Below are 24003 nucleotides of genomic sequence, written 5' to 3'. Positions count from 1 at the left end.
GCCGGCTGTCGGTGACCGTCATGCCTGACGACGCGGTACCCGGCCACCTGCTGGATACCGACGAGGCGGGCCGCACCGTGATGGCGCGCAACGACGAAGGCTGGTGCGCCGCGATCGACCCCTACCACCTGCGCTGCACGATCTATTCGCAGCGTCCCGCAATCTGCCGCCAGTTCTCGATGGGCGGCGATGACTGCCGCTCGGTGCGGCAGGACTACCGTCGACAGCAGTACGAAGCGTCGACGTTTTTTCCCACGTAACACCCATGACAGGAGCATCCATGGCCCGTTCGCCAAAGACCTCCCCCAAGGCAGGCAACACCGTTCGCGTTGACCGCAAGCAGGGTTCCAACACCGCACTGAGCAGCGCCAGCATCGCTGCCGACCTGGCCGCGTTCCGCAAGAGCGGTGGCAAGATCGAAGTTCTGGGCAACACCCTGGCGCTGAAAAAGGCCGGCTGACGCCGCAGCCGTCCGCACCGGCCCCGGGCCGGTGCGGGGGCCGCACTCAGCGGCCGTCCAGCGTGACCCGTACGTTGCCCGAATGGGCATTGATCGAAATATCCCCATCGCCACCGCCCAGCCGCGTGTCCAGGCTGCGGCCCGGGCCATAGCGCGGCCGCTCGACCTGGCCGGCATCGGACTGGATGTCACCGCTGAAGGTCTTTACCGCCAGCTGCGCGGACACCTTCGCTGGCAGGCGCAGCGCGATCGAACCACTCACCGTCTGCAGGCTCACCCTGCCGCCGGGCGCCAGGCCCGCTGCGGCCACCGTCAGGCTGCCCGACACGGCCTCCGCGTCCAGCCGCTGCACCCGCGCCGCATCCAGGCGGATGCTGCCCGACACCGTTTCCGCGGACACCTCGCCGGCCGCGCCACCGCCGGCCTGGATCGAACCACTTACGGCACGCAGCGACAGCCGCGGCGTCTGCACCTGCGAGCGGATGCTGCCGCTGACCGAGGCCAGCGAAGCGTCCGTGCTGCGCCCGGCGGCGGCGATGTCGCCGCTGACCGCATTGGCCTGCAGACGACGCAGATCGACCTCGGCCACGTCGATGTCCGCGCTGACCGTCCCGAGCTGCACGTCGACCGAACGCGGCACCCGCAGTTCCAGGGTGGCCCCGCCGCTGTTGCCGTTGCGCGGGTAGATGACCTCCCAGCGCACCCGGTTGGCACTCTTGTCCTGCTGCAGGCGCAGGCCATCGGCCATGCTGCCGCTCAACGCCACTTCGTTGCGGTCCCAGCCGCGCACGGTGACCTTGCCGGCGATGTTGCTGATCTCCACCCGCCCGCCCGCCGCCAGCGGATGGCGTTCGTCGACACGGGTGGCGGCCTGCACCGCCAGTGGCAGCAGCAGGGCGAGGGCAACGATGAAACGCGTGGAAACTTGCATGGGACTCTCCGTCAGGTTGGCAGGCCAGCGGCGTTTACGGCCTGCTGGGTCAATTCAAGCCGCAGCGCGTAGGTGCGCTGCAGCTGGGTAAGCAGGAACCCGGAGCGCGGGCTCTCGGCGATCGCGGCGCGGATCGAGCGCGCGCTGGTATCGAGCTCATGCAGCGCCGGTTGCCATTCCGCGCCGATCTGCGCGGCAGGCAGGGTCGCCATCGCCTGCTGGTACTCGGCGGCGATGACGTCGGCCTGTCGCTGCAGCGGCGACGGCCGCGGCGTCGGCGGGGTGGCGGTGGGCACCACCATCAGCACGGCCAGTGCTGCCGCCAGGCCCAGACCGATGCGCAGCGGCCAGCGGCGCGCGGCGTGCACCGGCGCCGGCGCAGGTACGGCTGCGGCGGGCGCGCGCGGCGGCAGCTGCGTAGCGATCCGCTGCCAGGCCTGCGGCGGCGGCAGCCGTTCGGCCGGCAGCGCGCGCAGGCGTGCCTGCAGGTCGGTATCGAATGCGTGGGGGTCGTGGTCGTTCATGCGGGTTCTCCCAGTCGCGCGCGCAGCAGGCCGCGGGCGCGATGCAGCTGTGCCTTGGAACTGCCGACCGCCATCTGCAGCTGTTCGGCGATTTCGTGGTGCTTCCAGCCCTCGATGTCGTGCAGGACCAGCACGGCACGGGCGCGTGGCGGCAGGGTTTCCAGCGCGCGCTCCAGGTCCAGCGAGGTGCCCGCACAACGCTCCAGCGCGGGCATCGAGTCCAGCAGGTCGCCGTCGTCGTCGCCGCTGTCGGCGGCGTCGCGGGCCGCGTTGGCACGCAGCTCCATCAGCGCGGCATTGACCCCGAGCCGATGCAGCCACGTGCCCAGGCTGCTGTCGAAGCGGAAGCCGGGCAGCGCACGCCATGCCTGCAGGAAAGCCTCCTGCAGCGCATCCTCGGCGCGTGCGGCCTGGCCGCCGCACAGGCGCCACAGCACCGCGTACAGGCGTGGCGCATGCCGGTGGTAGATGCGCTCATAGGCGTCCCTGTCGCCGGCCACGGCGGCCCGCACCAGGGCGGACTCGTCGCTGGGGTCGGCGTCGTTGGCGGCGCGGAGTGCGGGCATGGTCGTATCGAGCATATCCCTTGGATGCGACGGCGATCGAAAAGGTTTAAGCGGGTCGGGTTAAACCTTTTCGCCCGGTGCCGCATCCAATCCCCTGTCACCCGCGAGGGATCGCCCAGGAGCTTCCCATGTCGCCCAGTTGCCTCGCCCTGCTGTTGTCGCTGGCCAGCGCCTGCACGCTGCCGGGCAGTCCGTTGACCGTGCATGTCTTGCTGCCACCGCAGCCGGACCTGTGCATCCGCTACCGGCAGCAGGCGCCGGTGTGCGTTTCGGCGATCATCGCGCTGGTCCAGCCGGGCAGAGCCCGGCTCACCCTGCCCGGGGCCCGGCACGACCGGCCGGGGTAAACTGCGGCCCCCACGTCACTACCTGCCGCTTTCCATGAAAGAACACCTGCCTGCCTGGACCCACGAGTGGCTGCACTACGGGGTACCTGCCCTGCAGATCGTGCTGACCCTGCTGGTGGCATGGCTGCTGCGCCTGGTGGCCCGGCGCCTGCTGCGCCGGGTGGGCGAGCACTACACCCTGCCCCCGGAAATGGTGATGGGCGCGCGCCGCGTGTTCACCTTCGTGGTGTATTTCGCCGTGCTGATGGTGGTGCTGCAGATCATCGGCGTGCAGGCGAGCGTCCTGTGGACGGCCTTCACCGGTTTTGCCGCCGTGGGTGCGGTGGCGTTCTTCGCGGCATGGAGCGTGCTCTCCAACATCTTCTGCACGCTGCTGATCTTCACCACCCGTCCGTTCCGCCTGCATGACTACATCGAGGTGCTGGAAAACGGCGAAAAACCCGGCCTCAAGGGACGGGTGATCGACGTCAACCTGATCTACACCACGCTGCAGGAAAATAGTGGCGGGCACGAAGGCACGGTGCTGCAGATACCGAACAACATGTTCTTCCAGCGCACCGTGCGCCGCTGGCGCGACCCGTCGCAGGCACCGGGCGGGATCCAGGGCGACGGTTGATGCCGCATGCCGACCAACGGTCGGCACCTACCGGGGATGGCGACCAACGGTCGGCACCTACCGGGTAGGCAACGACCGTTGGTCGTTGCTGCAATGTGCAAGCACCGTCAGCGCAGCTGGCTGTCCTTGCTGCCGCGCCGGTTGAAGCCGCCCGCATCGGACTGCGCCGCATCTTCGGCTTCCTGGCAGCGCACGCACAGGCGTACGCCGGGCACGGCGCGTCGGCGCGCTTCGGGGATGGGCGCTTCGCATTCCTCGCAGTGGGTCAGCCCGGGACCGTGGCGCAGCTGCGCGCGGGCGCGCTGGATGGCGTCGTCGACGGTGGCGTCGATCTGGTCCTGGACTGCGCCGTCTCCTGCCCAACCTGTCGCCATGACCTGTCTCCGGATAACCGCCTGCGATCAGCTTAGTCCCGGCAGGTGCAGGTGTTGCGAAGGCTGGCTGAATGCCGGGGTCGCGACTGAATGCTTCAGGCACATCGCGGGCGACGATGCGTGGCGGAAGCGTTACCAGATCAGGTCGTCAGGTACCTGGAACTGCGCGTAATAGGCATCGTCGTCGGCATTGCCGGTGCTCGGCTCGGTCGATGCGCCGCGGTCCTGGCCGTTGTCCAGCACGATCACAGTGGCATCGCGTTCGCGGATCTTGTCGGCGGCAGCGCGCGGCACCAGTTCAAAACCTTCACCGAGGCGCACGATCACCAGGCTGCCCACGGCCAGCTGGCGGCGAAGCACGTCGCTGACCAGCATCGTGCGGATCAGGGTGCCGTCATTGAAGCGATACTCGGTTTCGCCTTCGCGCTTGACCCGGTTGCTGTCGATGATCTGGCGGACCTGCGCCTGCAGTTCCTGCTGCCGGCTCTTTTCCTTGCGTTCGGCCTCGATCGCGCGATCGCGCTCGGCCTTCTCCGCACGCAGGCGATCGGCCTCGCGCTGGCTGTCGGTGGGCGCCACCGGGGCCTTGCCATGGCGGGCCTTCACCTGTTCGCGCGCGGCCTGGGAGACCTGGGACTTCTTGACCAGCCCGGCCTTGAGCAGCTGTTCCTGCAGGGGATTTGCCTTCGCCATTGCCTGTACGTCTGTTGGTGCGGGATTCCAGGGGCCATCATACTGCCCTGGCCACCGCTCCCCAACCGCTGCATGACCGCCCTGAAATACCTTGCCGGCTACCCCGACGCCCTGCAGCAGCAGGTGCGCGAGCTGATCGCGGCCGACCGCCTGGGGCCGTGGCTGGAACGGCGCTACGCCGAGCTGCATACGGTGCGCAACGACCGCCAGCTGTACGACTATACCCAGGCGCTCAAGGAGCGCTACCTGCGCCAGTCGGTCCCCTTGTCCAAGGTGCTCTATGACAGCCGCCTGCAGGTGCTGAAGCATGCGCTGGGCACCCACACCACGGTGTCGCGCGTGCAAGGCAGCAGGCTGAAGGCGAGCCGCGAGATCCGCATCGCCAGCGTGTTCCGCGAGGCCCCGGCGCCGTTCCTGAAGATGATCGTGGTGCACGAACTCGCGCACCTCAAGGAATCGGACCACAACAAGGCGTTCTACCAGCTGTGCACGCACATGGAAGCGGACTACCACCAGCTGGAATTCGACCTGCGCCTGTACCTGACCCACCTGGAACGCGACAGCGGCTGACCCTCACCCCACCCCGGCCCAGCGCAGCAGTGCCGCCGCAGCCGCGCCCAGCACCACCACCAGCAGGAACGGCAATCGCAGCAGCAGCGCTACCGCCGCCACCGCCAGTGCGCCAAGCCGCGCGTCCAGCGCCACCGCCGCCCCATTGGCTACCGTGTTCATGGCGGTCAGCGACGCCAGCAGGCCGATGGTCAGGGTGCCGGCAACCCGGGTCATTCGCGGCGATTCCAACCAGCGTGCCGGTACGCGCCAGCCGACCAGTTTGATCGCATACGCAGCCGCGCATGCCAACAGCAGCCATCCCCACAGGCTCATGCGCGCTCCTGGGTCGAACGTGGCTCGACATCCGGCTCAAGCCCCTCGTCTCGCGGCCCCGGTACCAGCGCGCCCCACAGCGCGGCCACGGCGGCGGCCAACAGGATCGGAATGCCGGGCGGTACCCACGGCAGCGCCAGCACGGTCACCAGCGCGGCCACGATCGCGATGGCGACGGCATCGCGCTGGCGCAGCCGGGGCCACAACAGCGCCAGGAAGGCCGCCACGGCAGCCCCGTCCAGTCCCCAGCGGCGCGGGTCGCCGAGCGCATCGCCGGCCAGCGCGCCCACGGCGGTAAACACATTCCAAAGCACGAACACGCCGATGCCGGCGGCCCAGAACCCGCGCCGCTGTTCCAGTGCCACGACCTGGCTGGACGCGGTGGCCGCCGATTCATCGATGGTGACCTGCGCACCCAGCCAGCGCCGCCAGCCGCGCAGACCCAGCATCCGGTTCATCTGCATGCCATACACCGCATTGCGCACGCCCAGCAGCGTGGCGGCGGTGAACGCGGCCGACCCCGCGCCGCCGCCGGCGATGACCCCGATGAACGCGAACTGCGAGCCGCCGGTGAACATCAACAGGCTCAGTGCCTGCGCCTGCCACGGGCTGAGCCCGGCGGCCACTGCCAGGGCACCGAAGGAAATGCCATACAGGCCGGTAGCCACGGCAATCGATAGGCCGACTTTCACGGCAGGGGACGCGCGCCAGTTCATCATCGGATCATGCCAGCACCGCTTCTCCAGCGCAGCCCGCGACGCGCGGCAGGCGCCAAGCCAGTACACTCCCCGCCCGCGTCCTGCCTTATGTTGCCGCCCCGATGACCGACCCGATCCGACTCGACAAACGCCTGACCCACCTGATCGGCTGTTCCCGCGGTGACGCCCAGCGCTACATCGAAGGCGGCTGGGTCACCGTCAACGGCGTGGTGGTCGAGCAGCCGCAGGCGATGGTGACCGATGAGGCGGTGGTGCTGCGCGAGAATGCCGAGGCGACCCGCGCCGAAACGGTCAGCATGCTGCTGCACAAGCCGGCCGGCGTGCCCGCCGACCAGCTGTGCGCGATGGTGACCCCGGACAGCCGCAGCGAACTGGATGCCACCGGCGTGACGCTGCTGCAGCGGCACTTCCACGCCCTGCAGCTGGCGATGCCGCTGCCCGCCGAAGACAGCGGCCTGGTCGTGGTCAGCCAGGACGGACGCGTGCTGTCGCACCTGCAGGACCGTGGCGCCACGCTGGAACAGGAATACCTGGTCGAGGTCAGCGGCGAGCTGGTGCCCTATGGCATGAAGCGCCTCGCGCATGGCCTGAGCTTCCGCAACTGGCCGCTGCCGCCGTGCAAGGTGAGCTGGCAGAACGAAACCCGCCTGCGCTTCGCGATCAAGCCGGTGGCCGCCGGCCAGCTGCGCGACATGTGCCGGCAGGTCGGGCTGGAGGTGATCAGCGTGCGCCGCCTGCGCATCGGCCGGGTGGCGATGGGCAAGCTGGCCCCGGGCCAGTGGCGCTACCTGGCGCCCGACGAGCGCTTCTGATCGGCGCGGCCGTGCACTCGCAGTGCACGTGCAGGCCGCTTACGATCAGGCGATGACCAAGACGATGCCGCTGTGGCGCCGGTTGCTGCGCGGATTCTGCGTACTGCTGGCGATTCTGATCCTGCTGGTGCTCAGCGGACTGCTGCTGGGCGACCACCTCACGCCCAAGGCGATGGGCCCGCACAGCACGGTGCTGCCGCTGCAGCCTGCGCAGGGACCGATCGACCGCGAAGTGGTGCGCCTGCAGGCCGAGCACCCCGGCCACTCCGGGGTGGCGTTCCTGTCCGAAGGACTGGACGCGTATGCGGCGCGCGCGGTGGTCACCCGCCACGCCGCGCGCAGCCTGGACCTGCAGTACTACATGTGGAAGGACGACCTGATCGGCCACCTGATGGCGCGCGAGCTGTACCAGGCCGCCGAACGCGGCGTGCGCGTGCGCCTGCTGCTGGACGATATGAACGCGCAGGACAAGGACGCGCTGATGATGGCGCTGGACGAGCATCCCAACATCGAGATCCGCCTGTACAACCCGTTCCGCAACCGCGACGGGCTGTGGCGGCTGGTGGAGATGGTGCAGCGTTTCTTCAGCGTCAACCACCGCATGCACAACAAGCAGTGGATCGCTGATGGACGGGTAGCGATCGTGGGCGGGCGCAACATTGGCGAGGAGTATTTCAGCGCCCGCAGCGACGTGAATTTCCGCGACCTGGACCTGCTGATGGCCGGCCAGGCCGTGCAGCAGGCCAACGCCATCTTCGATGATTACTGGAACAGCGACGCAGCGGTGCCCATCTCCGCCCTCGCCTTCCATACGCCCGCCGAACTGCGCCTGCTGATCCTGGAATCGGACAACGAAGCCAGGCTGGCGGCAGCGCAGCCGTTCCTGCAGCGGGTGCGGCGCGCAGCGTCGGCGCAGTCGTACTACCGCAACGAGGTGGACCTGCACTGGTCGCCGCGGGTGGAAATCCTCTCGGATCCGCCGATGAAGCACCGCCGCGACGATCCCGGCAACTGGCTGGTGACCCGCCTGGTACGCGAAATGGAAGTGACCCGGCACAAGGCCCTGCTCATCTCGCCCTACTTCGTGCCCGGCGATGCCGGTGCGCGCGGGCTGGGCGAACTGGTCCGGCGCGGCGCCTACGTGGGCGTGGTGACCAATTCGCTGGCGGCCAACGACGTGGCCGCGGTGCACAGCGGCTACATGCACTACCGCCTGCCGCTGCTGCAGGACGGCGTGCACCTGTATGAGCTGAAGTCGCGCGGTCGCGGCGGCGGTGGCAGCGGCCCGTTCGGCAGCAGCGGTGCCAGCCTGCACACCAAGGCGTTCCTGATCGACGACCGGCGTGGTTTCGTCGGCTCGTTCAACCTCGACCCGCGCTCGGCCTACCTCAACACCGAAATGGGCGTGATGTTCGAGGACCCGGCCCTGGCGACGCAGCTGCGCGGGGAGTACCTGCGACTCGCCGCCCCGGACCTGAGCTACTGGGTGACCCGCACGCCAGACAACCAGGTGCGCTGGCTGGATCGCGCGGCACACCCGCCGCAGCTGCTGGACCGGGAACCGGATACCTCATGGCGGCAGCGCGCGATCGCGCGGGCGATCAGCTGGCTGCCATTGGAGTCCCAGTTGTAACGCAGCGCGCGGCCGGCGTCAGCCTTCGCCGGGTTCATCCCCGTCGAGGGTTTCCACGCCCCGTCCGTGCAGGCGCCGCCAGATCCATTGCAGTGCGTGCGCCGGGGTGCCCGGGAGCTGCTCCAGCAAGGCCATGGCCTGCGCCTGGCTGATCCGTCCGTGCCGGCACAGCAGGCTGGCCGAAGCCGCCGCGCGGGCGAAATGCAGGCTGGCCGCCAGGCCGGCACCGCCGGGCGCAGGGTCGCGCAGCAACGCCTCGTGCACCGACGCCGGCAGCTCCCAGGCCGCCGCGATGCGACTGGCGACCGGCAGGCTCCAGCTGTCGAGCAGGTCCGTGGCCAGTGCCTGCGACGGCACCGCGCCCAGCTGCCAGGCGGCATCCAGCAGCTGCCGCATCACCAGTGCCGCGCCCAGGCCCTGGGTCAGCCCCATCCACTGCGCGGCGAACGCATCTTCGTGGGTGACCAGGCGGGCGTGGTCGGCGGCGGCGCGCGAGGCCAGCAGGGCGTGCTCCCACACCACCGTGCCGAACTGCGGGAAGGCATCGCTGTGCAGCTGCATCACCGGCTGCACCAGTACCGCGCTGATGATCTGGCGGATGCCGTCGGTGCCGACCAGGGTCACGGCGCGCTGCAGGCTGTCCACCGGCTTGGCCTGCAGGCGGTATACCGGACTGTTGGCGATACGCAGCAGGTTGCCGGTGAGCACGGCGTCCTGGCCGATGATCGCGGCCATGTTGCGCGCCGAGGCGTCGCTGTCGTTCACGGTCTGGATCAGCTGCGGCAACAGCTGCGGCCGGCGCGGCAGGTGCCGGGCCGACCAGTCCTGGGTGTCCAGCGCCGCGGCCACGGCGGCCTGCAGCGCGGCATCCTGGGCGCCGGCCGCGCGGTCCACGCCGCCACTGGCCGGTACCAGCGCCAGCGCATGCAGGCCGGCCTGCAGGATCCCACCGGGATCGACGTCGGCAGGCAGCGTGGCCGGTGCAGACGGGCGGGCGTCCGGCTCGATCCGGCTCCGCGCCACGGGCCTCGCTGCCGGTCGCCGGTACAGGCCCCAGCCCACGCCCGCCGCCACCAGCAGGCCCGCCGCCCCCACCAGGATCGCGGTCATCGTCCCGGTCCGGTCATGCCGCAGCACTGCACCCGAATTGTCGCCCCTGCTCCCACGTCATGTCGTCCTGGCTTACCGGTACCGCGCACCGTTGCCACGGCATCGGCCGGGACGGCGCCAACTTTAGGACGGTTCTCCGCTGGTCACCACGCGCAGACAACGCCGTCCGGCGGAATGCACTAGAATGGCGCCGCGCGACCGTCATGCCGAACCACGACGTCGCTTTTTTTGTTTTTGCACCTCACCTTTTCCTGGCACGTTTGCCGGCGTTTGCCGACATTCGCAGCATCGGAGTCACCATGTTATTTGAAACCCTCGAAACGTCCGGCCACGAACAGGTGGTGTTCTGCCACAGCCGCGATGCCGGTCTGAGGGCGATCATCGCCATCCACAACACCACCCTGGGGCCGGCCCTGGGCGGGGTGCGCATGCGCCCGTATGCCAGTACCGACGAGGCGTTGGCCGACGCGCTGCGGCTCAGCCGCACCATGACCTACAAGAACGCCCTGGCCGGGTTGAACGTGGGCGGCGGCAAGGCGGTGATCATCGGCGACCCGCGCCGGGACAAGACCGAGGTGCTGTTCCGCGCGTTCGGCCGTTACGTGGACTCGCTGGGCGGGCGCTACATCACCGCCGAGGACGTCGGCACCGATGTCAACGACATGGAAAACATCTACCTGGAAAGCGAGTACGTCACCGGCGTGCACCAGGTGCATGGCGGCTCGGGCGACCCGGCGCCGTTCACCGCGTATGGTGCGTTGCAGGCACTGATGGCCGCCATGCAGCACAAGCTGGGACACGAAGAGGTGGGCAAGGTCAGCATCGCGGTGCAGGGCTTGGGCCATATCGGCATGGAACTGGTGAAGCTGCTGCGCGACCGCGGCGCCAAGCTGTTCGTCACCGACCTGGACCCGGCGCTGGTGGAACGCGCGGTCACCGAATACGGTGCCGAAGCGGTGAAGCCGGACGACATCTATGACGTCAACGCCGACGTGTTCGCGCCGTGCGCGCTGGAAGGCGCGATCAATCCGCAGACCCTGCCGCGGTTGAAGTGCAGGATCGTGTGCGGCACCGCCAACAACCAGTTGTCCAGCCTGGAGGTCGGCGACGAACTGCACGCGCGCGGCATCCTGTATGCGCCCGACTATGCGGTCAACGCCGGCGGGGTAATGAACGTGTCGCTGGAAATCGACGGTTACAACCGCGAGCGCGCGATGCGGTTGATCCGCAGCATTTACCACAACCTTGGCCGCATCTTCGCGTTGGCCGAACAGGAGGGCATCGCGCCGCAGCGCGCCGCCGACCGCATCGCCGAGAAGCGGATTCATTCCATCGGCAAATTGAAGATGCCGCTGGGCCGGGCCACGCCGCGGCTGGGGACGCTGCGCGGCGGGTGAGGCACGGCAGCCGGGCAGAGCCCGGCTCCACGCCCAGGTAATGCCGGGCTCTGCCCGGCACCCCTAGATCAGAACGCCGCGCTGTACCGCAGCGCCACCTGGCTCAGGTCGCCGCGCGGGCCGAACCGCTGGTCGTAGCCGAACGACAGCTGCGACGCGCGGCCCAGCATCGCCGCCACCGAGACCCCGAACAGCCCGCCCGAGCGTGCCGGCTGCAGGCCGGCCAGCGGCGCCCATGCGTCCACGCCGACGAAACTGGCGTCAAAGGCGGCACCGTCGCTGGCGAGGATCTGCTGCCATTCGGCGTAGCCGCGCAGCGACCAGTTGCGCCGCTGGGTCTCCGCACGCACACCGGCCAGCGCCTGGCTGCGGCTGGCGGTGTTGCGCTCCGCGCGCAGACCGAAGCCGAAGCCACCGCTTTCGCTGAAGCGATCATTGTCCACGCGCGCGTAGTCCGCCCCCAGGTACGGGGTGAGCGACGCCGCCGCGCCGCCGAAGCGGTAACCGGACTCCACGCTGGCAGTGCTGAAGGTACCGCCGTAGCGCGCGTTCACGCCGTACTGGCCGGCGCCCAGCAACAGCTGACGGTCCAGTTCGCGGGTGAACTGCCCGGCCCCGAACTGGGTCAGCGCATAGGCACCGCCCTGGTTCCAGCCCGCATACAGCTGCGCCTGCGACTGCCGATCGCGGCCGCGGTCGCCCGACCAGTCAGCGCCGCTGCTGGTGCGCGTTTCACCGAAGGCGAAGCCCATGACGCCCTGGCTGCCCAGCGCCATGTCCTGGCCCATCACCCAGCCCTGGCTCTGGAAGCCACTGGCCGAGAAGCTGCCCTGGCCCGCTTCACCCAGCGCGCTCTGCCACGCACCGCGCAGGCGCGGTGCGGTCGCCACGTCGTCGAACCGCGCCGACAAGGCACGGCGGTTCATGTCCAAGGTATCGAAGGTCATCGCCGTGGCGAGGCCATGCGCCTTGCCCGACAGGCTTTCCAGGCTGGCCTGCAGCGCGGACGCACCTTCCACGCGTTGCAGGTCGCCTGCGGCACCGGCAAAGCCCGGACCGTCGCCGCGGCCCTGGTCGAGCTCGACGAAGGCCTGCTCCACCCGGGTCGCCGACGCCGTCGCGATGCGGCCGAGCGCGGCACTGGCCGCCACGGCGCTGACATTGGCGCGGCGGATGTTGAGCGACGCCGTCGTGGCGTTGTACACGAACGACGCGTCCAGCAGGGACACCGTGCCCCCGCGGCGCAGGGTCGCGAACTGACCGGTCAGCCCCTGCGCCGCCTGGATGAGCGGCTGCACCTGGTTGTCGCTCGGCACATAGCCGGCCACCGCCTGCTCGACGGCCACGGTGCCGCCCTGCAGCGTGGCGGTGCCGGTGACCTGCAGCGCGGACGCACCGAGCGCGGTCAGGAGCTCACCATCGGAACGCTGCACGTAGTTGCCGTCGATGACCGCCGTGGTGTTGGCGGTTACCAATGCCACGCGGCCCTGGTTTTCCACGTTGCCGGTGATCCGGGTGGTGCCCGCGCCGAGCTGCAGGGTGGGCGTCGGATAACTGATGTCGTAGGCCGAGATACGGACCGATGAGGCAAGGGTGGCACCGTCGCGCAGCGACAGGGTTCCGCGCACCACGCTGAGGTCGCCGGTGAACGTGTTCTTTCCGGTAAGCGCCAGGATGCCGTCGCCGTCCTTGTACAGGCCGTTCGGGCCGCTGATGTCGTTGCTCCACACGCTGGTGCCGGCGCTCAACGGCACGTTGGCGCGCAGATTGCCGAACTCGGTGCTGGCGGGGCCGTTGAGCGCCTTGGCGACGTTCAGCAGGCCGTGGCCGAACACAGGATCCACGCCCGGCGCGCCGAGATCGGTGGCGGTGCCCAGCAGCGTGCGCTGCACGTCGACGTTGCTGAAATACGGATACTTCTGCCATACCAGCGCAGCCGCGCCGGACACCAGCGGCGCCGCGTAGGACGTGCCCGCACCCCAGTAGATGGCAGGGTTGGGCGCGCCCTTGTTGTCGGGATCGATGAACACCGCTTCGCCCGGCGCGGCCAGGCAGTAGTCCGCCGCGATGCCACACGCATTGGCGTAGGACGCCAGTTCGGTGGGCTTGCTGGAGTTGACCGCGGTCACCGCCAGCCAACCCTCCTCCAGCTCCTGCGCCAGCGTGCTGCCGGCCGGTGCGGGCTGGCTCGGCAGGGCCGCCATGTCCGACGGATTGGCCTTGCCTTCGTTGCCGGTGGCGAATACCACCAGGCCGCCATGGTCGAACACGAACGGCGCGTACTCGGCCGCGATCGCGGCAGTGGTGCTGGCGTCGTTCCAGTACAGCCCGCCCCACGAGTTGTTCATGATCTTGACCCGGCTGGCGATCAGGTCGGCATGCACCGGTGCCAGGCCCAGCGAGCCTTCCACCGCGTTGCCGTCGCCGCTGCCGTCATCCACCGGTGCCTTGTCGGCGATGATCCGTGCCGAGACGATCTGCGCGCCGGGTGCGACGCCACCGGGGTAGCTGCCCGACGCACTGCCAGCGGCCAGCGAGGCCACGGTGGTGCCATGGCCGACGACGTCGTCGACGTTCAGGTTGTTGGTGGCCGGGTTGACATAGGTATAGCGCTGCACCACGCGCCCGGACAGGGTGGGATGGGACCGGTTGACGCCCGAATCCACGATGCCGATGACCACGCCGGCGCCGGTCAGTCCCTGTCGATCACCGGTATTGATGACGGACAGATGCGCATCGGCCGTGGGCTGCTGCGGACCGTTGGGCGTTGTGGGCGGCGGCGTGACCGGCGGGGTCACGGGCGGCGTCACGGGCGGCGTCACCGGAGGCGTCACCACCGGTGCACCGCCGCCGGGCCCATCCACGCGCACGTTGCCGCCACCACCGCCGCCACCACATGCGCTCAACGCCAACGCCAACGCGGCCGCCAGGCCGGTCCTGCCCACTACGATCTGCTTCATCCCTGTTCCCCAAGCTGAGTGTGAAACCACGCCTGGTGTCCTGCCTGCCCCGAGGACACCCGTGGTGAAGGTCGACCCGATGTACCGGGCTGCTGACGAAGTCTGACGTGAAACCTGACACCTTTCCATCGGCGAATTCCGACCCCCTCCGGAAAGTCGGCCCGCCGCCGGCGACCCGGTGCTGGAGCCCGACCCTCTATACTGGGTGTTCCCCCGCAGTCTGACGGGAATCGCGGCAGCAACCTGCGGCACGGTTCCCAAATCCGCTCACGCAACAAACGAGATTGCCATGTCCAACATTGTCATCGCCGCCGCCAAGCGGACCGCCATTGGTTCCTTCCTCGGCCAGTTCAACGGCGTGCCCACCCCGACCCTGGGCGCCGCCGCGATCGCCGCCGCCCTGGAACAGTCCGGCGTGCCGGCGGCGGATGTCTCCGAAGTGATCATGGGCTGCGTGCTGCCGGCCAACCTGGGCCAAGCCCCGGCCCGCCAGGCCGCGGTCGCCGCCGGCATTCCCTATTCGACCGGTGCCACCACACTCAACAAGGTCTGCGGCTCGGGCATGAAGGCGATCATGCTGGGGCATGACCTGATCAAGGCCGGCTCGGCCAGCATCGTGGTCGCCGGCGGCATGGAATCGATGTCCAATGCGCCGCACCTGCTGCCCAATTCGCGTACCGGCAACCGCTTCGGGAATTTCCAGGCGGTCGACCACATGGCCCACGACGGGCTGGTCAATGCCTACGACGGCAAGGCCATGGGCGAGTTTGCCGAATGCGCGGTGGACAAGTACCAGGTGACCCGTGAGGAACAGGATGTCTATGCCATCGAGTCGGTGCGCCGTGCGCAGGCCGCCCAGGCCGACGGTGCGTTCGACGACGAGATCGTCGCGGTGAAGGTCGCGGGGCGCAAGGGCGAGGTCGAGTATCGCCTGGACGAGCAGCCGGGCCGTTCCGACATCGCCAAGATCCCGACCCTGCGCCCGGCGTTCAAGAAGGACGGCACGGTCACCGCCGCCAGCTCGTCGAGCATCTCCGACGGTGCCGCCGCCGTGGTCCTGCTGGCGGAAGACGATGCTGCGGCGCGCGGCCTGCAGCCGTTGGCGCGGATCGTGGCGCATGCCACCCATTCACAGGAGCCGGAATGGTTCACCACCGCGCCGATCGGCGCGATCCACAAGGTGCTTGAAAAGGCCGGCTGGCGCCTGGACGAGGTCGACCTGTTCGAGATCAACGAGGCGTTCGCGGTGGTCGCGATGGCCCCGATCCGCGAGCTGGGCATTGCGCACGAGAAGGTCAACGTGCACGGCGGCGCCTGCGCACTGGGCCATCCGATCGGTGCGTCCGGTGCGCGCCTGGTGGTCACGCTGGTCAACGCCCTGCGCAAGCGTGATGCAAAGCGCGGAATTGCTACACTGTGCATTGGCGGCGGCGAAGCCACCGCCATCGCCATCGAATTGATTTGATTGAAATTAACACCCGTTTCGCAAAAATGAATGCGGGATCGCTTGACAGCCCAACGTGGCTTGTCATCATGTGGCCGGGCGCGCAATAGCGCGTTGCCTAATCTAACGACGAGGATTCACACTAATGAGCATCAACAAGCTGCTGATCGCAATGGCCCTGGGCCTGGCTCTGACCGCCTGCTCGAAGCAGGAACAGGCTGCTGACGCCGCCGCTTCGGCCAACGAAGCCGCTGCCGACGCCCAGGTCGCTGCCGACCAGGCCGCTGCTGCTGGCGCCCAGACCGCTGACGCTGCCCAGGCTGCCGCCGACACCGCCACCACCGCTGCTGACGCTTCGGCCGATGCCGCTGCCCAGGCTGGCGCTGCTGCCACCGACGCTGCTGCCGACGCTGCTGCCGACGCTGCCAAGGCCGGTGAAGCCACCGCCGAGCAGGCCAAGGACGCTGCTGAAGAAGCCAAGAAGTAATAACTTCTTTCTTCAAGCAAGTCTGAAGAAGCCGCTGGTTCGCCAGCGGCTTTTTCTTTGCCCCTGGATTGACGCATTCCCCGTTCACCGGGCCGACACGGCCCGATGAATAGCATCGGCCCTCCCTGAGACCCTGATGGAGAGCGCCATGAAGATTCGTTCGATCACCACGCCGCTGATGGCCGCTTCGCTGCTGCTCGCGCTGGTTGCGTGCAAGGGCCCGGAAGCCGAGCAGGCGCGCGCCGACGCCGCGCAGGCCGCCGACAGCACCGGCGAGGCCGCGCGTGCAGCGGTCGACCAGGCCGCCGCCTCCACCCGCAATGCCGCCGACGAGGCCGCTGCCGCATCCGAACGTGCCGCCGCCGACGTGCAGCCGGCGCTGGATCGCGCGGCCGATGCCACCGCTGCGGCCGCAGCCGATGCCAAGGTCGCCGCTCGCGACGCGGCCGCCAACGCCAGCGACGCTACCGCCAATGCCGCTGAAAAGGTCGCCGACAAGGCCCGCGACGTCGCCGACGACGCCCGCCAGAACGCGAATGACGCCAAGCATTGATTAATTGATTGCCGCGCGCGGTTGCGACAACCGCGCGCGGCCTCATGGCAGCGCGCGCTGCATTACCGCCTGGCAATCCACCGCCTCATCCAGCGTCCCGAACGCCATCCCGTGCACCCCGCCCAGGCGCGAACGCACGAACGCCTCCGCCACCGGGCTGCCCGCCCGCAGCAGTACCGAGGCCTGCAGCAACAGCGCCAACCGCTCGGTCACCGCCCGCGCCTGGGCTTCAACCGGTGCCGCAGCAAGTACGCCGCGCAGCGACTGCAGCGCGCGATCGTAGTCGGCATCGCGGCCGGCCACCGCATCCAGTTCCGCGTCCAGCACCGGCAGCGCCTGCGGTTCGCGCGCCAGCGCACGCAGTACGTCCAGGCACTGGATGTTGCCGCTGCCTTCCCAGATCGAGTTCAGCGGCGCCTGCCGGTACAGGCGCGGCAGCATCGACTCTTCCACATACCCTGCACCGCCCAGGCATTCCTGCGCTTCGTTGACGAACACCGCCGCCCGCTTGCAGACCCAGTACTTGCCCACGGCGGTGGCGATGCGGGCGAAGGCCGCTTCCCGCGCATCATGCGCGGCCTGGTCGACCGCACGCGCCACGCGCATGGCGAACGCGGTCGCCGCCTCGGATTCGATCGCCAGGTCGGCCAGCACGTTGGCCATCAGCGGCTGATCGCACAGCCGCCGGCCGAACGCCGTGCGATGGCGGGTGTGGTGCAGTGCCTGCGCCAGCGCCATGCGCACTTCCGCGGCGGCACCGAGCATGCAGTCCAGGCGGGTCATCATCACCATGCCGATGATGGTGGCCACGCCCCGCCCTTCTTCGCCCACCCGGCGCGCCCAGGCACCACACAGTTCGACCTCGCTGGACGCGTTCGACCAGTCGCCCAGTTTGTCCTTCAACCGCATCAGCCGGAAGGCATTGCGGTTGCCATTGGCCAGCCGGCGCGGCATCAGGAAACAGGTCAACCCCGCCGGCGCCTGCGCCAGCACCAGGAAGGCGTCGGACATCGGCGCGGAAAAGAACCACTTGTGCCCCACCAGCGCGTAGCTGCCGTCTTCGCGAAGCTCGGCGCGCGTGGCATTGCTGCGGACGTCCGAGCCGCCCTGCTTCTCGGTCATGCCCATGCCCAGGGTGATGCCGGCCTTGTCGGCCATCGGCACATCGCGCGGGTCGTACACCGGTGCGGCGGCCTTGTCGGCCCAGTCGGCCAGCAGCGGATCCTGGCGCAGTACCGCCACCGCCGCGTGGGTCATGGTGAGCGGACAACTGGTGCCGGCCTCGGCCTGGTGATGCAGGAAGCTGAGCGCGGCGCGTGCGACGTGCGCCCCGGGGCGGCCGTCCTGCCAGGACAGCCCTGCCACGCCATGGCGTTTGCCCAGCTCCATCAGCTGGTGGTACGCCGGGTGGAACTCCACCGTGTCGATGCGGTGGCCCTGCGCATCGTGGGTACGCAGTCGCGGACGGTCGCGGTTGGCGTCGAACCCCAGCCGATACAACACATCGCCGGCGATCGCACCGTAGGCCTGCAACGCCCCGGTGAACGCGCCCCCGCCCTCGCGCTGCACCGCTTCGGCCAGGGCGACATCGTCGGCCCACAGGTTACGCCCGCCGAACGGCGGCGGCTGGTTGTCGACTTCGTGGGTTTCAAATGCAGGCAGAACGGACGTCATCGTGCAGGCCCTCCTGGCGGACAGGCCGATTCTGCCGCATCCACGCGCAGGCCGCCGTTCAGGCGGATTCTCACCTCGTGCACGAGCGCGACGGCACAGTGCAGGCATGAGCATGACTGCTGCGGACAACGATCTGGTGGTGCTGCGCCCGGAAGGCCTGTACTGCCCTGCGGGCGATTTCCATATCGATCCATGGCGGCCGGTGCCGCGCGCGGTGATCACCCATGGCCACGGCGACCACGCCCGCGGCGGCATGGGCCAGTACTACAGCACCACCGGCAGCGTGCCGATCCTGCGCTGGCGGCTGGGCGATGTGCCGCTGCAGGCTTACGAGTACGGTGAATCGTTCACCCTGGGCAAGGTGCGCGTGTCATTGCACTCGGCCGGGCACGTGCTGGGCTCGGCGCAGGTGCGCATCGACGACGGGTCGCAGGTCTGGGTCGCCTCGGGCGACTACAAGCGCCAGCCCGACCCGACCTGCGCGCCGTTCGAGGTGGTGCGCTGCGATGTGTTCATCACCGAAGCCACTTTCGCATTGCCGATCTATCGCTGGCAGGACACCGCCGAAGTGGCGGCCGAGATCGTCGCCTGGCGTCGGGAGTGCGCGCAGCGCGGCGAAGCGGCCATTCTGCTCTGCTACGCACTGGGCAAGGCGCAGCGGGTGCTGGCCGAGCTGCTGCCGCTGGACGATCAGCCGGCCTGGCTGCACGGCGCCATTGCCAATGGCGTGGCGGTGTACCGCGAGGCGGGCATTCCGATGCTGGAAACGCACACGGTGGCCGAACAGGGGCGCGAGCCCGATGCGGCCGGCAAGTTGATCCTGGCACCGCCGTCGGCTGCCGGCACCACCTGGCTGCGGCGGTTCGGCAAACATCAGCTCGGCTTCGCGTCGGGCTGGATGCGGCTGCGCGGCAACCGCCGGCGCCGCAACTACGACCGGGGATTCGTGGTCTCCGACCATGCCGACTGGCCCGCGCTGCTGCAGACCATCGAACAGACCGGCGCGCGCCGGGTGATCGCCACCCATGGCAACACCGATGCGCTCATTCCGTTCCTGCGCGAACGCGGGATCGCCGCCGAGGCCTTCCGCACCGATTTCGGGAGCGAGGAATGAAGGCCTTCGCCGCGCTGTACCAGCGCCTGGACCGCAGCACCGCGACGTTGGACAAGCGCGCTGCGCTGGTGGCGTACTTCCGCGACGCGCGTCCGCACGATGCGGCGTGGGCGCTGTACCTGCTCAGTGGCGGCAAGGTGGGTGGTGCGCGGCGCAGGATCGCCGCCAGCGGTGAACTGCGTGCGTGGATCGCCGAGGCCGCTGCGCTGCCGCCATGGCTGGTGTCCGACAGTTACGACCAGGTCGGCGACCTGGCTGAAACCTTGACCCTGCTGCTGGATGATCCGGCCGAAGCCGCGCCGGACCGACCGCTGGCCGAGTGGATCGAACAGCATCTGCTGGCGGTCGCCAACCAGCCCGAAGCGGTGCGCCGCGCGGCCGTCGAAGCGGGCTGGACGCAGCTGCCTGCGGCCGAGCGGCTGGTGTTCAACAAGCTGCTTACCGGCGCCCTGCGGGTGGGCGTGTCGCAGCGGCTGGTGCAGCAGGCACTCGCCGAACTGTCGGGGATCGACATCGCACGCATCGCCCAGCGGATGCTGGGCGAATGGGTGCCCTCGCCCGGACTGCTCACCTCGCTGCTCAGCGCCGAGGAGCTGCCGCAGGACCGGCAGCAACCGTATCCGTTCTACCTGGCGTCGCCGATCGAAACCGACGTTGCTGGATTGGGCCCGATCGGCGACTGGACGCTGGAATGGAAGTGGGATGGCATTCGCCTGCAACTGCTGCGCCGCAAGGGGGAAGTGGCGCTGTGGTCGCGCGGCGAAGAGCGCCTGGACGGGCGTTTTCCCGAAATCGAAACGGCGGCGATGCACCTGCCCGATGGCACGGTGATCGACGGCGAACTGCTGGGCTGGCGCGACGGCGAGGACCAGCCGCTGCCGTTCACCGCATTGCAGACCCGCATCCAACGCCGCAAGCCCGGTGCGAAGACGCTGGCCGATACACCGGTACGCGTCCTGGCCTACGACCTGCTGGAGCTGGATGGCGAAGACCTGCGCGCGCTACCGCTGGCCGAGCGCCGCGCGAAGCTCGCCGGCGTGCTCGACACGCTCGGTGATCCGCGACTGGTGCTGTCGCCCACCCTTGCCGCAAACGACTGGGACGACGCCGCGATGCAGCGCGCGCAGGCGCGCGAACGCGGCGTGGAAGGGCTGATGCTTAAGCGCAGCAGCTCGCCCTACCAGAGCGGGCGACGCCGCGGCGACTGGTGGAAGTGGAAGATCGAGCCGCTCACCATCGACGCGGTGATGATCTACGCACAGGCGGGCCATGGCCGACGCAGCACGCTGTACACCGACTACACCTTCGGGGTCTGGGACGGGGAACGGCTGGTGCCGGTGGCCAAGGCTTACTCGGGCCTGGACGACAAGGAAATCCTGCTGCTGGACCGGTGGATCCGCGCGAATACGGTCGAGCGCTTCGGCCCGGTGCGCAGCGTGCGCGGCGAACAGGTGTTCGAGCTCGGCTTCGAAGCCGTGAACCGCAGCAGCCGGCATAAATCCGGCATTGCCGTGCGCTTCCCGCGGATCCTGCGCTGGCGCCACGACAAACCGGCCAGCGAAGCGGACACGCTGGCGCAGCTGCAGGCCTTGGCACGGTGACGCGACGCGAGGCGATGGCGCGGCTGACCGCGTGGTTTGCCAGCCGCGGCTGGGCGCCACTGCCGTTCCAGAAGACGATGTGGCGCCACTACCTGGCGGGCGAGTCCGGGCTGCTGCACACGCCCACCGGCAGCGGCAAGACGCTGGCGATGTTCGGTGGTCCGCTGCTGCAGGCGCTGGCCGACCCGCTGCCGCGCACGAGCACCGGCCGCACCGGCAAAACCGTGCCGGCGCTGCAGGTGCTGTGGATCACCCCGCTGCGCGCACTGGCCAGCGATACCGCCCGGGCGCTGCGCGAACCCCTGGCCGCGCTGGGGCTGGACTGGCAGGTCGGGCTGCGCACCGGCGATGCCAGCGCGCGCGACAAGCGCCTGGCGCGCGAAGGGCGGGTCGACGTGCTGGTGACCACGCCCGAATCGCTGGCCCTGCTGCTCAGCTACCCCGACACGATGGAGCGGCTGCGCAGGCTGCGCTGCGTGGTGGTCGACGAATGGCATGAACTGCTGGGGAACAAACGCGGCGTCCTGCTGCAGCTCAACCTGCGCCGCCTGCGCGATGCCCTGCCCACGCTGCAGGTCTGGGGCCTGTCCGCCACGCTGGGCAACCTGGACGAAGCACGCCAGGTCCTGCTGCCCGACCTGCCGGATGCGCCCATGGTGTCAGGGGCCCGTCCACGACCGGTGGCGGTGGAAACCCTGTTGCCTGCGCAGGGCGAACGCTTCCCCTGGGCCGGGCACCTGGGACTGTCACAGCTGCAGCGCGTGCAGCAGAAACTGCTGGCCGTGCGCACGAGCCTGCTGTTCACCAACACCCGCGCGCAGGCCGAGCTGTGGCACCAGGCGCTGGCGGCGGTGTGGCCGGAAGACCCTGACACGCTGGCGCTGCATCATGGTTCGCTGGATCCCGCACAGCGTCGGGTGGTCGAGCAGGGCCTGCGCGACGGCGCATTACGCTGCGTGGTGGCCACCTCCAGCCTGGACCTGGGCGTGGACTTCCCCGCGGTGGACCAGGTGCTGCAGGTCGGCAGCCCGAAAGGCATCGCGCGGCTGGTGCAGCGCGCGGGCCGCGCGCGGCATCGCCCGGGCGAATCCGGCCACATCGTCTGCGTTCCCTCGCATGCGCTCGAGCTGGTCGAGTACGCCGCCGCGCGCCGTGCACTAGCCGCGGGCGTGATCGAAGCGCGCCGCCCCCTGCAGCTGTCGCTGGACGTGCTTGCCCAGCACTGCGTGAGCTGTGCGCTGGGCGGCGGTTTCGAGCCGGATGCGCTGCTGGCGCAGGTGCGCCGCACGCATGCGTTCGCAGCACTGGACAGCGCGCACTGGCAGGGCGTGCTCGATTTCATCGTGCAGGGCGGGCGGGCGCTGGCGCAGTACCCCGACTTCCACAAGGTGGTGCGCGACGAGGACGGCATCTTCCGCGTGCACGACCGCCGCGTGGCGCTGCGCCACCGTCTTTCGATCGGCACCATCACCAGCGATGGCAGCGCCGTGGTGCAGTTCCTGCGCGGGGGCCGGCTGGGCACGGTGGAGGAACAGTTCGTGGGTCGGCTGCGGCCTGGTGATCGGTTCCAGTTCGCCGGGCGCCTGCTCGAACTGGTCCGGCTGGAAAACCTGACCGCGTACGTGAAACTGGCCAAGGGTGGCGACGGCGTGGTGCCGCGCTGGCAGGGCGGACGCCTGCCGCTGTCCGAGGCGCTGGGCCAGGAAATGGAAGCCGTGCTCGCCAGCCCCCCGGACAGTCCGGAGATGCGCTGGCTGGAACCGCTGCTGCGACTGCAGGCCCGCGTGTCGGCGTTGCCGGGTCCATCGCTGCTGCTGGTGGAACAGGTGCGTCGCCGCGAAGGCCAGTTCGTGTTCGTGTATCCGTTCGCCGGCCGCCAGGTCAACGAAGGCATGGCCGCACTCATGGCGCTGCGCTGGACCCGGCTGCAGGCCAACACCTTCGGGTACGCGGCCAATGATTACGGATTCGTGCTGGCACCGGCGCGCGCGGTCGAGATCGATGCGGAACGCGTCGGCACCCTGCTGCAGCCCGAGGGCCTGTTCGAAGATCTGCGTGACAGCCTCAACCTGAGCGAACTGGCGCGCCGCCAGTTCCGCGACATCGCGCGCGTCTCGGGCCTGCTGATCCCGGCGCTGCCGGGGCGCACGCCGCGCAGCATGCGCCAGCTGCAGGCCTCGGCCGGCCTGCTGTACGACGTGCTGCGCCAACATGATCCGGAGCATATCCTGCTGGGCTTGGCCGACCGCGAAGTCCTGCACACCCAGCTCGAACTGGGCAATCTCGCCCACGCGCTGCGCCGCTGCCAGTCGCGCACGGTGTGCGTGCAGCAACCCGCCACGCTGGGGCCGTTGTCGTTCCCGCTGTGGGCCGAACGGCTGCGCGGCCAGCTCAGCAATGAAGACTGGAAGACCCGCGTACTGCGCGCGGTCGGCCAGCTGGAGAAACGCCATGCGGACTGACTGCGCGATCACCCTGGCCGGCGAACCGGTCCACCTGCTGGGCGAACGGGCGCTGTACTGGCCCGCACGCGAAGCCCTGCTGATCGCCGACCTGCACCTGGGAAAGGCAGACCTGTTCCGGCGTGCCGGGATCGGGCTGCCCAGCGGCGGCACCGGCGATGACCTGGAACGGCTGACCCGCCTGCTCCGGCAGCACCCGGCGCGTACGCTGTGGATCCTCGGCGACGTGCTGCACGGGGCGGCGCACCGCGCGTCCTGGTACCGGCAATGGCAAGGGTGGCGCGAGCAGCATGAAGCGCTCGAGATCGGCGCGTTGGCGGGCAACCATGACCGCGTACTGCCCAAGGCGGACCTTGGCATCACCCTGCTCGGCGAACGGGTGCAGGAAGGCCCGTTCCTGCTGCGCCACGATCCGCAGCCGCACCCGAGCCTGCACGTGCTGTGCGGCCACCTGCATCCACTGGCGCGGCTGCCGGGCATGCAGCGGCGCTGGCCCGCGTTCTGGTTGCGTGACGGCCTGACCGTACTGCCGGCCTATTCGCGTTTCACTGCGGGGATCGCGCCGGTACTGGACGCGGGTGAACGCCTGGTGGCGTGCGTGGAAGACGCCGCGATCGCGCTGCCGCCATCGCGCTAGGGCC

General features: G+C 69.4%; 25 protein-coding genes. 15 read left to right on the top strand and 10 right to left on the bottom strand.

Features of this window, described 5'->3' with window-relative positions; translation table 11 throughout:
- The first annotated feature begins 20 nt into the window (after nt 1-20).
- Nucleotides 21-260 (top strand): YkgJ family cysteine cluster protein, encoded by a 240-nt coding sequence (locus FSZ13_RS11215; RefSeq protein WP_260844159.1) that lies wholly within the window; start codon nt 21-23, stop codon nt 258-260.
- Between the two features lie 20 nt (nt 261-280).
- Nucleotides 281-460: a hypothetical protein gene (locus FSZ13_RS11210; RefSeq protein ID WP_068853593.1), complete on the top strand. Its 180-nt coding sequence runs from the start codon at nt 281-283 to the stop codon at nt 458-460.
- A 46-nt stretch (nt 461-506) separates the two neighbouring features.
- Here the strand turns inward: FSZ13_RS11210 and FSZ13_RS11205 are convergent, their stop codons facing one another.
- From FSZ13_RS11205 to FSZ13_RS11195, 3 genes are read right to left on the bottom strand one after another with little or no spacing between them, the layout of a single operon-like run.
- Nucleotides 507-1391 (bottom strand): DUF4097 family beta strand repeat-containing protein, encoded by an 885-nt coding sequence (locus FSZ13_RS11205; RefSeq protein ID WP_145479674.1) that lies wholly within the window; start codon nt 1389-1391, stop codon nt 507-509.
- An 11-nt stretch (nt 1392-1402) separates the two neighbouring features.
- Entirely contained in the window at nt 1403-1915 is a 513-nt protein-coding gene (locus FSZ13_RS11200) for a hypothetical protein (protein WP_145479672.1), read from the bottom strand.
- The gene (locus FSZ13_RS11195; protein ID WP_145479670.1) at nt 1912-2496 is read right to left on the bottom strand and encodes an RNA polymerase sigma factor; all 585 of its coding nucleotides are present in this window, start codon (nt 2494-2496) and stop codon (nt 1912-1914) included. Before FSZ13_RS11195 ends, FSZ13_RS11200 begins: the two co-directional genes overlap by 4 nt.
- 113 nt (nt 2497-2609) lie before the next feature.
- Between FSZ13_RS11195 and FSZ13_RS18400 the strand changes: the two genes are divergently transcribed.
- Together FSZ13_RS18400 and FSZ13_RS11190 are read left to right on the top strand one after the other, a co-directional pair.
- Nucleotides 2610-2828: a hypothetical protein gene (locus FSZ13_RS18400; RefSeq protein WP_186308907.1), complete on the top strand. Its 219-nt coding sequence runs from the start codon at nt 2610-2612 to the stop codon at nt 2826-2828.
- A 34-nt stretch (nt 2829-2862) separates the two neighbouring features.
- Nucleotides 2863-3444 carry a mechanosensitive ion channel family protein gene (locus tag FSZ13_RS11190; protein WP_186308906.1) on the top strand — a complete coding sequence of 194 codons (582 nt, stop codon included), beginning with the start codon at nt 2863-2865 and terminating at the stop codon, nt 3442-3444.
- A 107-nt stretch (nt 3445-3551) separates the two neighbouring features.
- On the opposite strand, the gene FSZ13_RS11185 is transcribed toward FSZ13_RS11190, so the two are convergent.
- Together FSZ13_RS11185 and FSZ13_RS11180 are read right to left on the bottom strand one after the other, a co-directional pair.
- Complete coding sequence (locus FSZ13_RS11185) at nt 3552-3818, bottom strand: DksA/TraR family C4-type zinc finger protein (protein ID WP_145479668.1); 267 nt, start codon at nt 3816-3818, stop codon at nt 3552-3554.
- 132 nt (nt 3819-3950) lie between these two features.
- Nucleotides 3951-4511 (bottom strand): DUF2058 domain-containing protein, encoded by a 561-nt coding sequence (locus FSZ13_RS11180; RefSeq protein ID WP_145479666.1) that lies wholly within the window; start codon nt 4509-4511, stop codon nt 3951-3953.
- Nucleotides 4512-4583: 72 nt separating this feature from the next.
- Here FSZ13_RS11180 and FSZ13_RS11175 point away from each other — a divergent pair, with 72 nt between their 5' ends.
- Complete coding sequence (locus FSZ13_RS11175) at nt 4584-5081, top strand: M48 family metallopeptidase (RefSeq protein WP_145479664.1); 498 nt, start codon at nt 4584-4586, stop codon at nt 5079-5081.
- Between the two features lie 3 nt (nt 5082-5084).
- On the opposite strand, the gene FSZ13_RS11170 is transcribed toward FSZ13_RS11175, so the two are convergent.
- Together FSZ13_RS11170 and FSZ13_RS11165 are read right to left on the bottom strand one after the other, a co-directional pair.
- The gene (locus tag FSZ13_RS11170) at nt 5085-5396 is read right to left on the bottom strand and encodes an AzlD domain-containing protein (protein ID WP_145479662.1); all 312 of its coding nucleotides are present in this window, start codon (nt 5394-5396) and stop codon (nt 5085-5087) included.
- A complete protein-coding gene (locus tag FSZ13_RS11165; RefSeq protein WP_145479660.1) occupies nt 5393-6112 on the bottom strand; it encodes an AzlC family ABC transporter permease in 720 nt (239 codons plus the stop codon). Before FSZ13_RS11165 ends, FSZ13_RS11170 begins: the two co-directional genes overlap by 4 nt.
- A 104-nt stretch (nt 6113-6216) precedes the next feature.
- On the opposite strand from FSZ13_RS11165, the gene FSZ13_RS11160 reads away from it, so the two are divergent.
- Together FSZ13_RS11160 and FSZ13_RS11155 are read left to right on the top strand one after the other, a co-directional pair.
- Nucleotides 6217-6927, top strand: a complete 711-nt coding sequence (locus tag FSZ13_RS11160; protein WP_145479658.1) for an rRNA pseudouridine synthase — start codon at nt 6217-6219, stop codon at nt 6925-6927.
- Nucleotides 6928-6979: 52 nt separating this feature from the next.
- The gene (locus FSZ13_RS11155; protein WP_145479656.1) at nt 6980-8560 is read left to right on the top strand and encodes a phospholipase D family protein; all 1581 of its coding nucleotides are present in this window, start codon (nt 6980-6982) and stop codon (nt 8558-8560) included.
- Between the two features lie 18 nt (nt 8561-8578).
- On the opposite strand, the gene FSZ13_RS11150 is transcribed toward FSZ13_RS11155, so the two are convergent.
- A complete protein-coding gene (locus FSZ13_RS11150) occupies nt 8579-9670 on the bottom strand; it encodes an HDOD domain-containing protein (RefSeq protein ID WP_145479654.1) in 1092 nt (363 codons plus the stop codon).
- A gap of 299 nt (nt 9671-9969) precedes the next feature.
- Between FSZ13_RS11150 and FSZ13_RS11145 the strand changes: the two genes are divergently transcribed.
- The gene (locus tag FSZ13_RS11145) at nt 9970-11067 is read left to right on the top strand and encodes a Glu/Leu/Phe/Val dehydrogenase dimerization domain-containing protein (protein ID WP_145479652.1); all 1098 of its coding nucleotides are present in this window, start codon (nt 9970-9972) and stop codon (nt 11065-11067) included.
- Nucleotides 11068-11135: 68 nt separating this feature from the next.
- Here FSZ13_RS11145 and FSZ13_RS11140 read toward each other — a convergent pair whose 3' ends face one another.
- Nucleotides 11136-14027: a S8 family serine peptidase gene (locus FSZ13_RS11140; RefSeq protein ID WP_145479650.1), complete on the bottom strand. Its 2892-nt coding sequence runs from the start codon at nt 14025-14027 to the stop codon at nt 11136-11138.
- Nucleotides 14028-14316: 289 nt separating this feature from the next.
- On the opposite strand from FSZ13_RS11140, the gene FSZ13_RS11135 reads away from it, so the two are divergent.
- The 3 genes from FSZ13_RS11135 (at nt 14317) to FSZ13_RS11125 (ending at nt 16511) form a co-directional block, all read left to right on the top strand.
- Nucleotides 14317-15492: a thiolase family protein gene (locus FSZ13_RS11135; protein ID WP_145479648.1), complete on the top strand. Its 1176-nt coding sequence runs from the start codon at nt 14317-14319 to the stop codon at nt 15490-15492.
- Nucleotides 15493-15616: 124 nt separating this feature from the next.
- Entirely contained in the window at nt 15617-15958 is a 342-nt protein-coding gene (locus tag FSZ13_RS11130; protein WP_068853606.1) for a hypothetical protein, read from the top strand.
- Nucleotides 15959-16106: 148 nt separating this feature from the next.
- Nucleotides 16107-16511: a hypothetical protein gene (locus tag FSZ13_RS11125; RefSeq protein WP_145479646.1), complete on the top strand. Its 405-nt coding sequence runs from the start codon at nt 16107-16109 to the stop codon at nt 16509-16511.
- A 42-nt stretch (nt 16512-16553) separates the two neighbouring features.
- On the opposite strand, the gene FSZ13_RS11120 is transcribed toward FSZ13_RS11125, so the two are convergent.
- Entirely contained in the window at nt 16554-18185 is a 1632-nt protein-coding gene (locus tag FSZ13_RS11120; RefSeq protein WP_145479644.1) for an acyl-CoA dehydrogenase family protein, read from the bottom strand.
- 112 nt (nt 18186-18297) lie between these two features.
- Here FSZ13_RS11120 and FSZ13_RS11115 point away from each other — a divergent pair, with 112 nt between their 5' ends.
- Genes FSZ13_RS11115 through pdeM form a run of 4 tightly spaced genes read left to right on the top strand, consistent with a single transcriptional unit; the run spans nt 18298 to nt 23999 of the window.
- Complete coding sequence (locus FSZ13_RS11115) at nt 18298-19299, top strand: ligase-associated DNA damage response exonuclease (RefSeq protein WP_145480334.1); 1002 nt, start codon at nt 18298-18300, stop codon at nt 19297-19299.
- Nucleotides 19296-20900 (top strand): ATP-dependent DNA ligase, encoded by a 1605-nt coding sequence (locus FSZ13_RS11110; RefSeq protein ID WP_145479642.1) that lies wholly within the window; start codon nt 19296-19298, stop codon nt 20898-20900. Before FSZ13_RS11115 ends, FSZ13_RS11110 begins: the two co-directional genes overlap by 4 nt.
- A 14-nt stretch (nt 20901-20914) precedes the next feature.
- Nucleotides 20915-23362 (top strand): ligase-associated DNA damage response DEXH box helicase, encoded by a 2448-nt coding sequence (locus FSZ13_RS11105; protein ID WP_145480332.1) that lies wholly within the window; start codon nt 20915-20917, stop codon nt 23360-23362.
- Nucleotides 23352-23999 carry a ligase-associated DNA damage response endonuclease PdeM gene (gene pdeM, locus FSZ13_RS11100; protein WP_145479640.1) on the top strand — a complete coding sequence of 216 codons (648 nt, stop codon included), beginning with the start codon at nt 23352-23354 and terminating at the stop codon, nt 23997-23999. Before FSZ13_RS11105 ends, pdeM begins: the two co-directional genes overlap by 11 nt.
- Nucleotides 24000-24003: the final 4 nt, after the last annotated feature.

This window comes from Stenotrophomonas rhizophila, assembly GCF_007667275.1.
Classification (GTDB): Bacteria; Pseudomonadota; Gammaproteobacteria; order Xanthomonadales; family Xanthomonadaceae; genus Stenotrophomonas; species Stenotrophomonas maltophilia_AE.
This window is presented reverse-complemented; position numbering and strand designations above follow the sequence as displayed.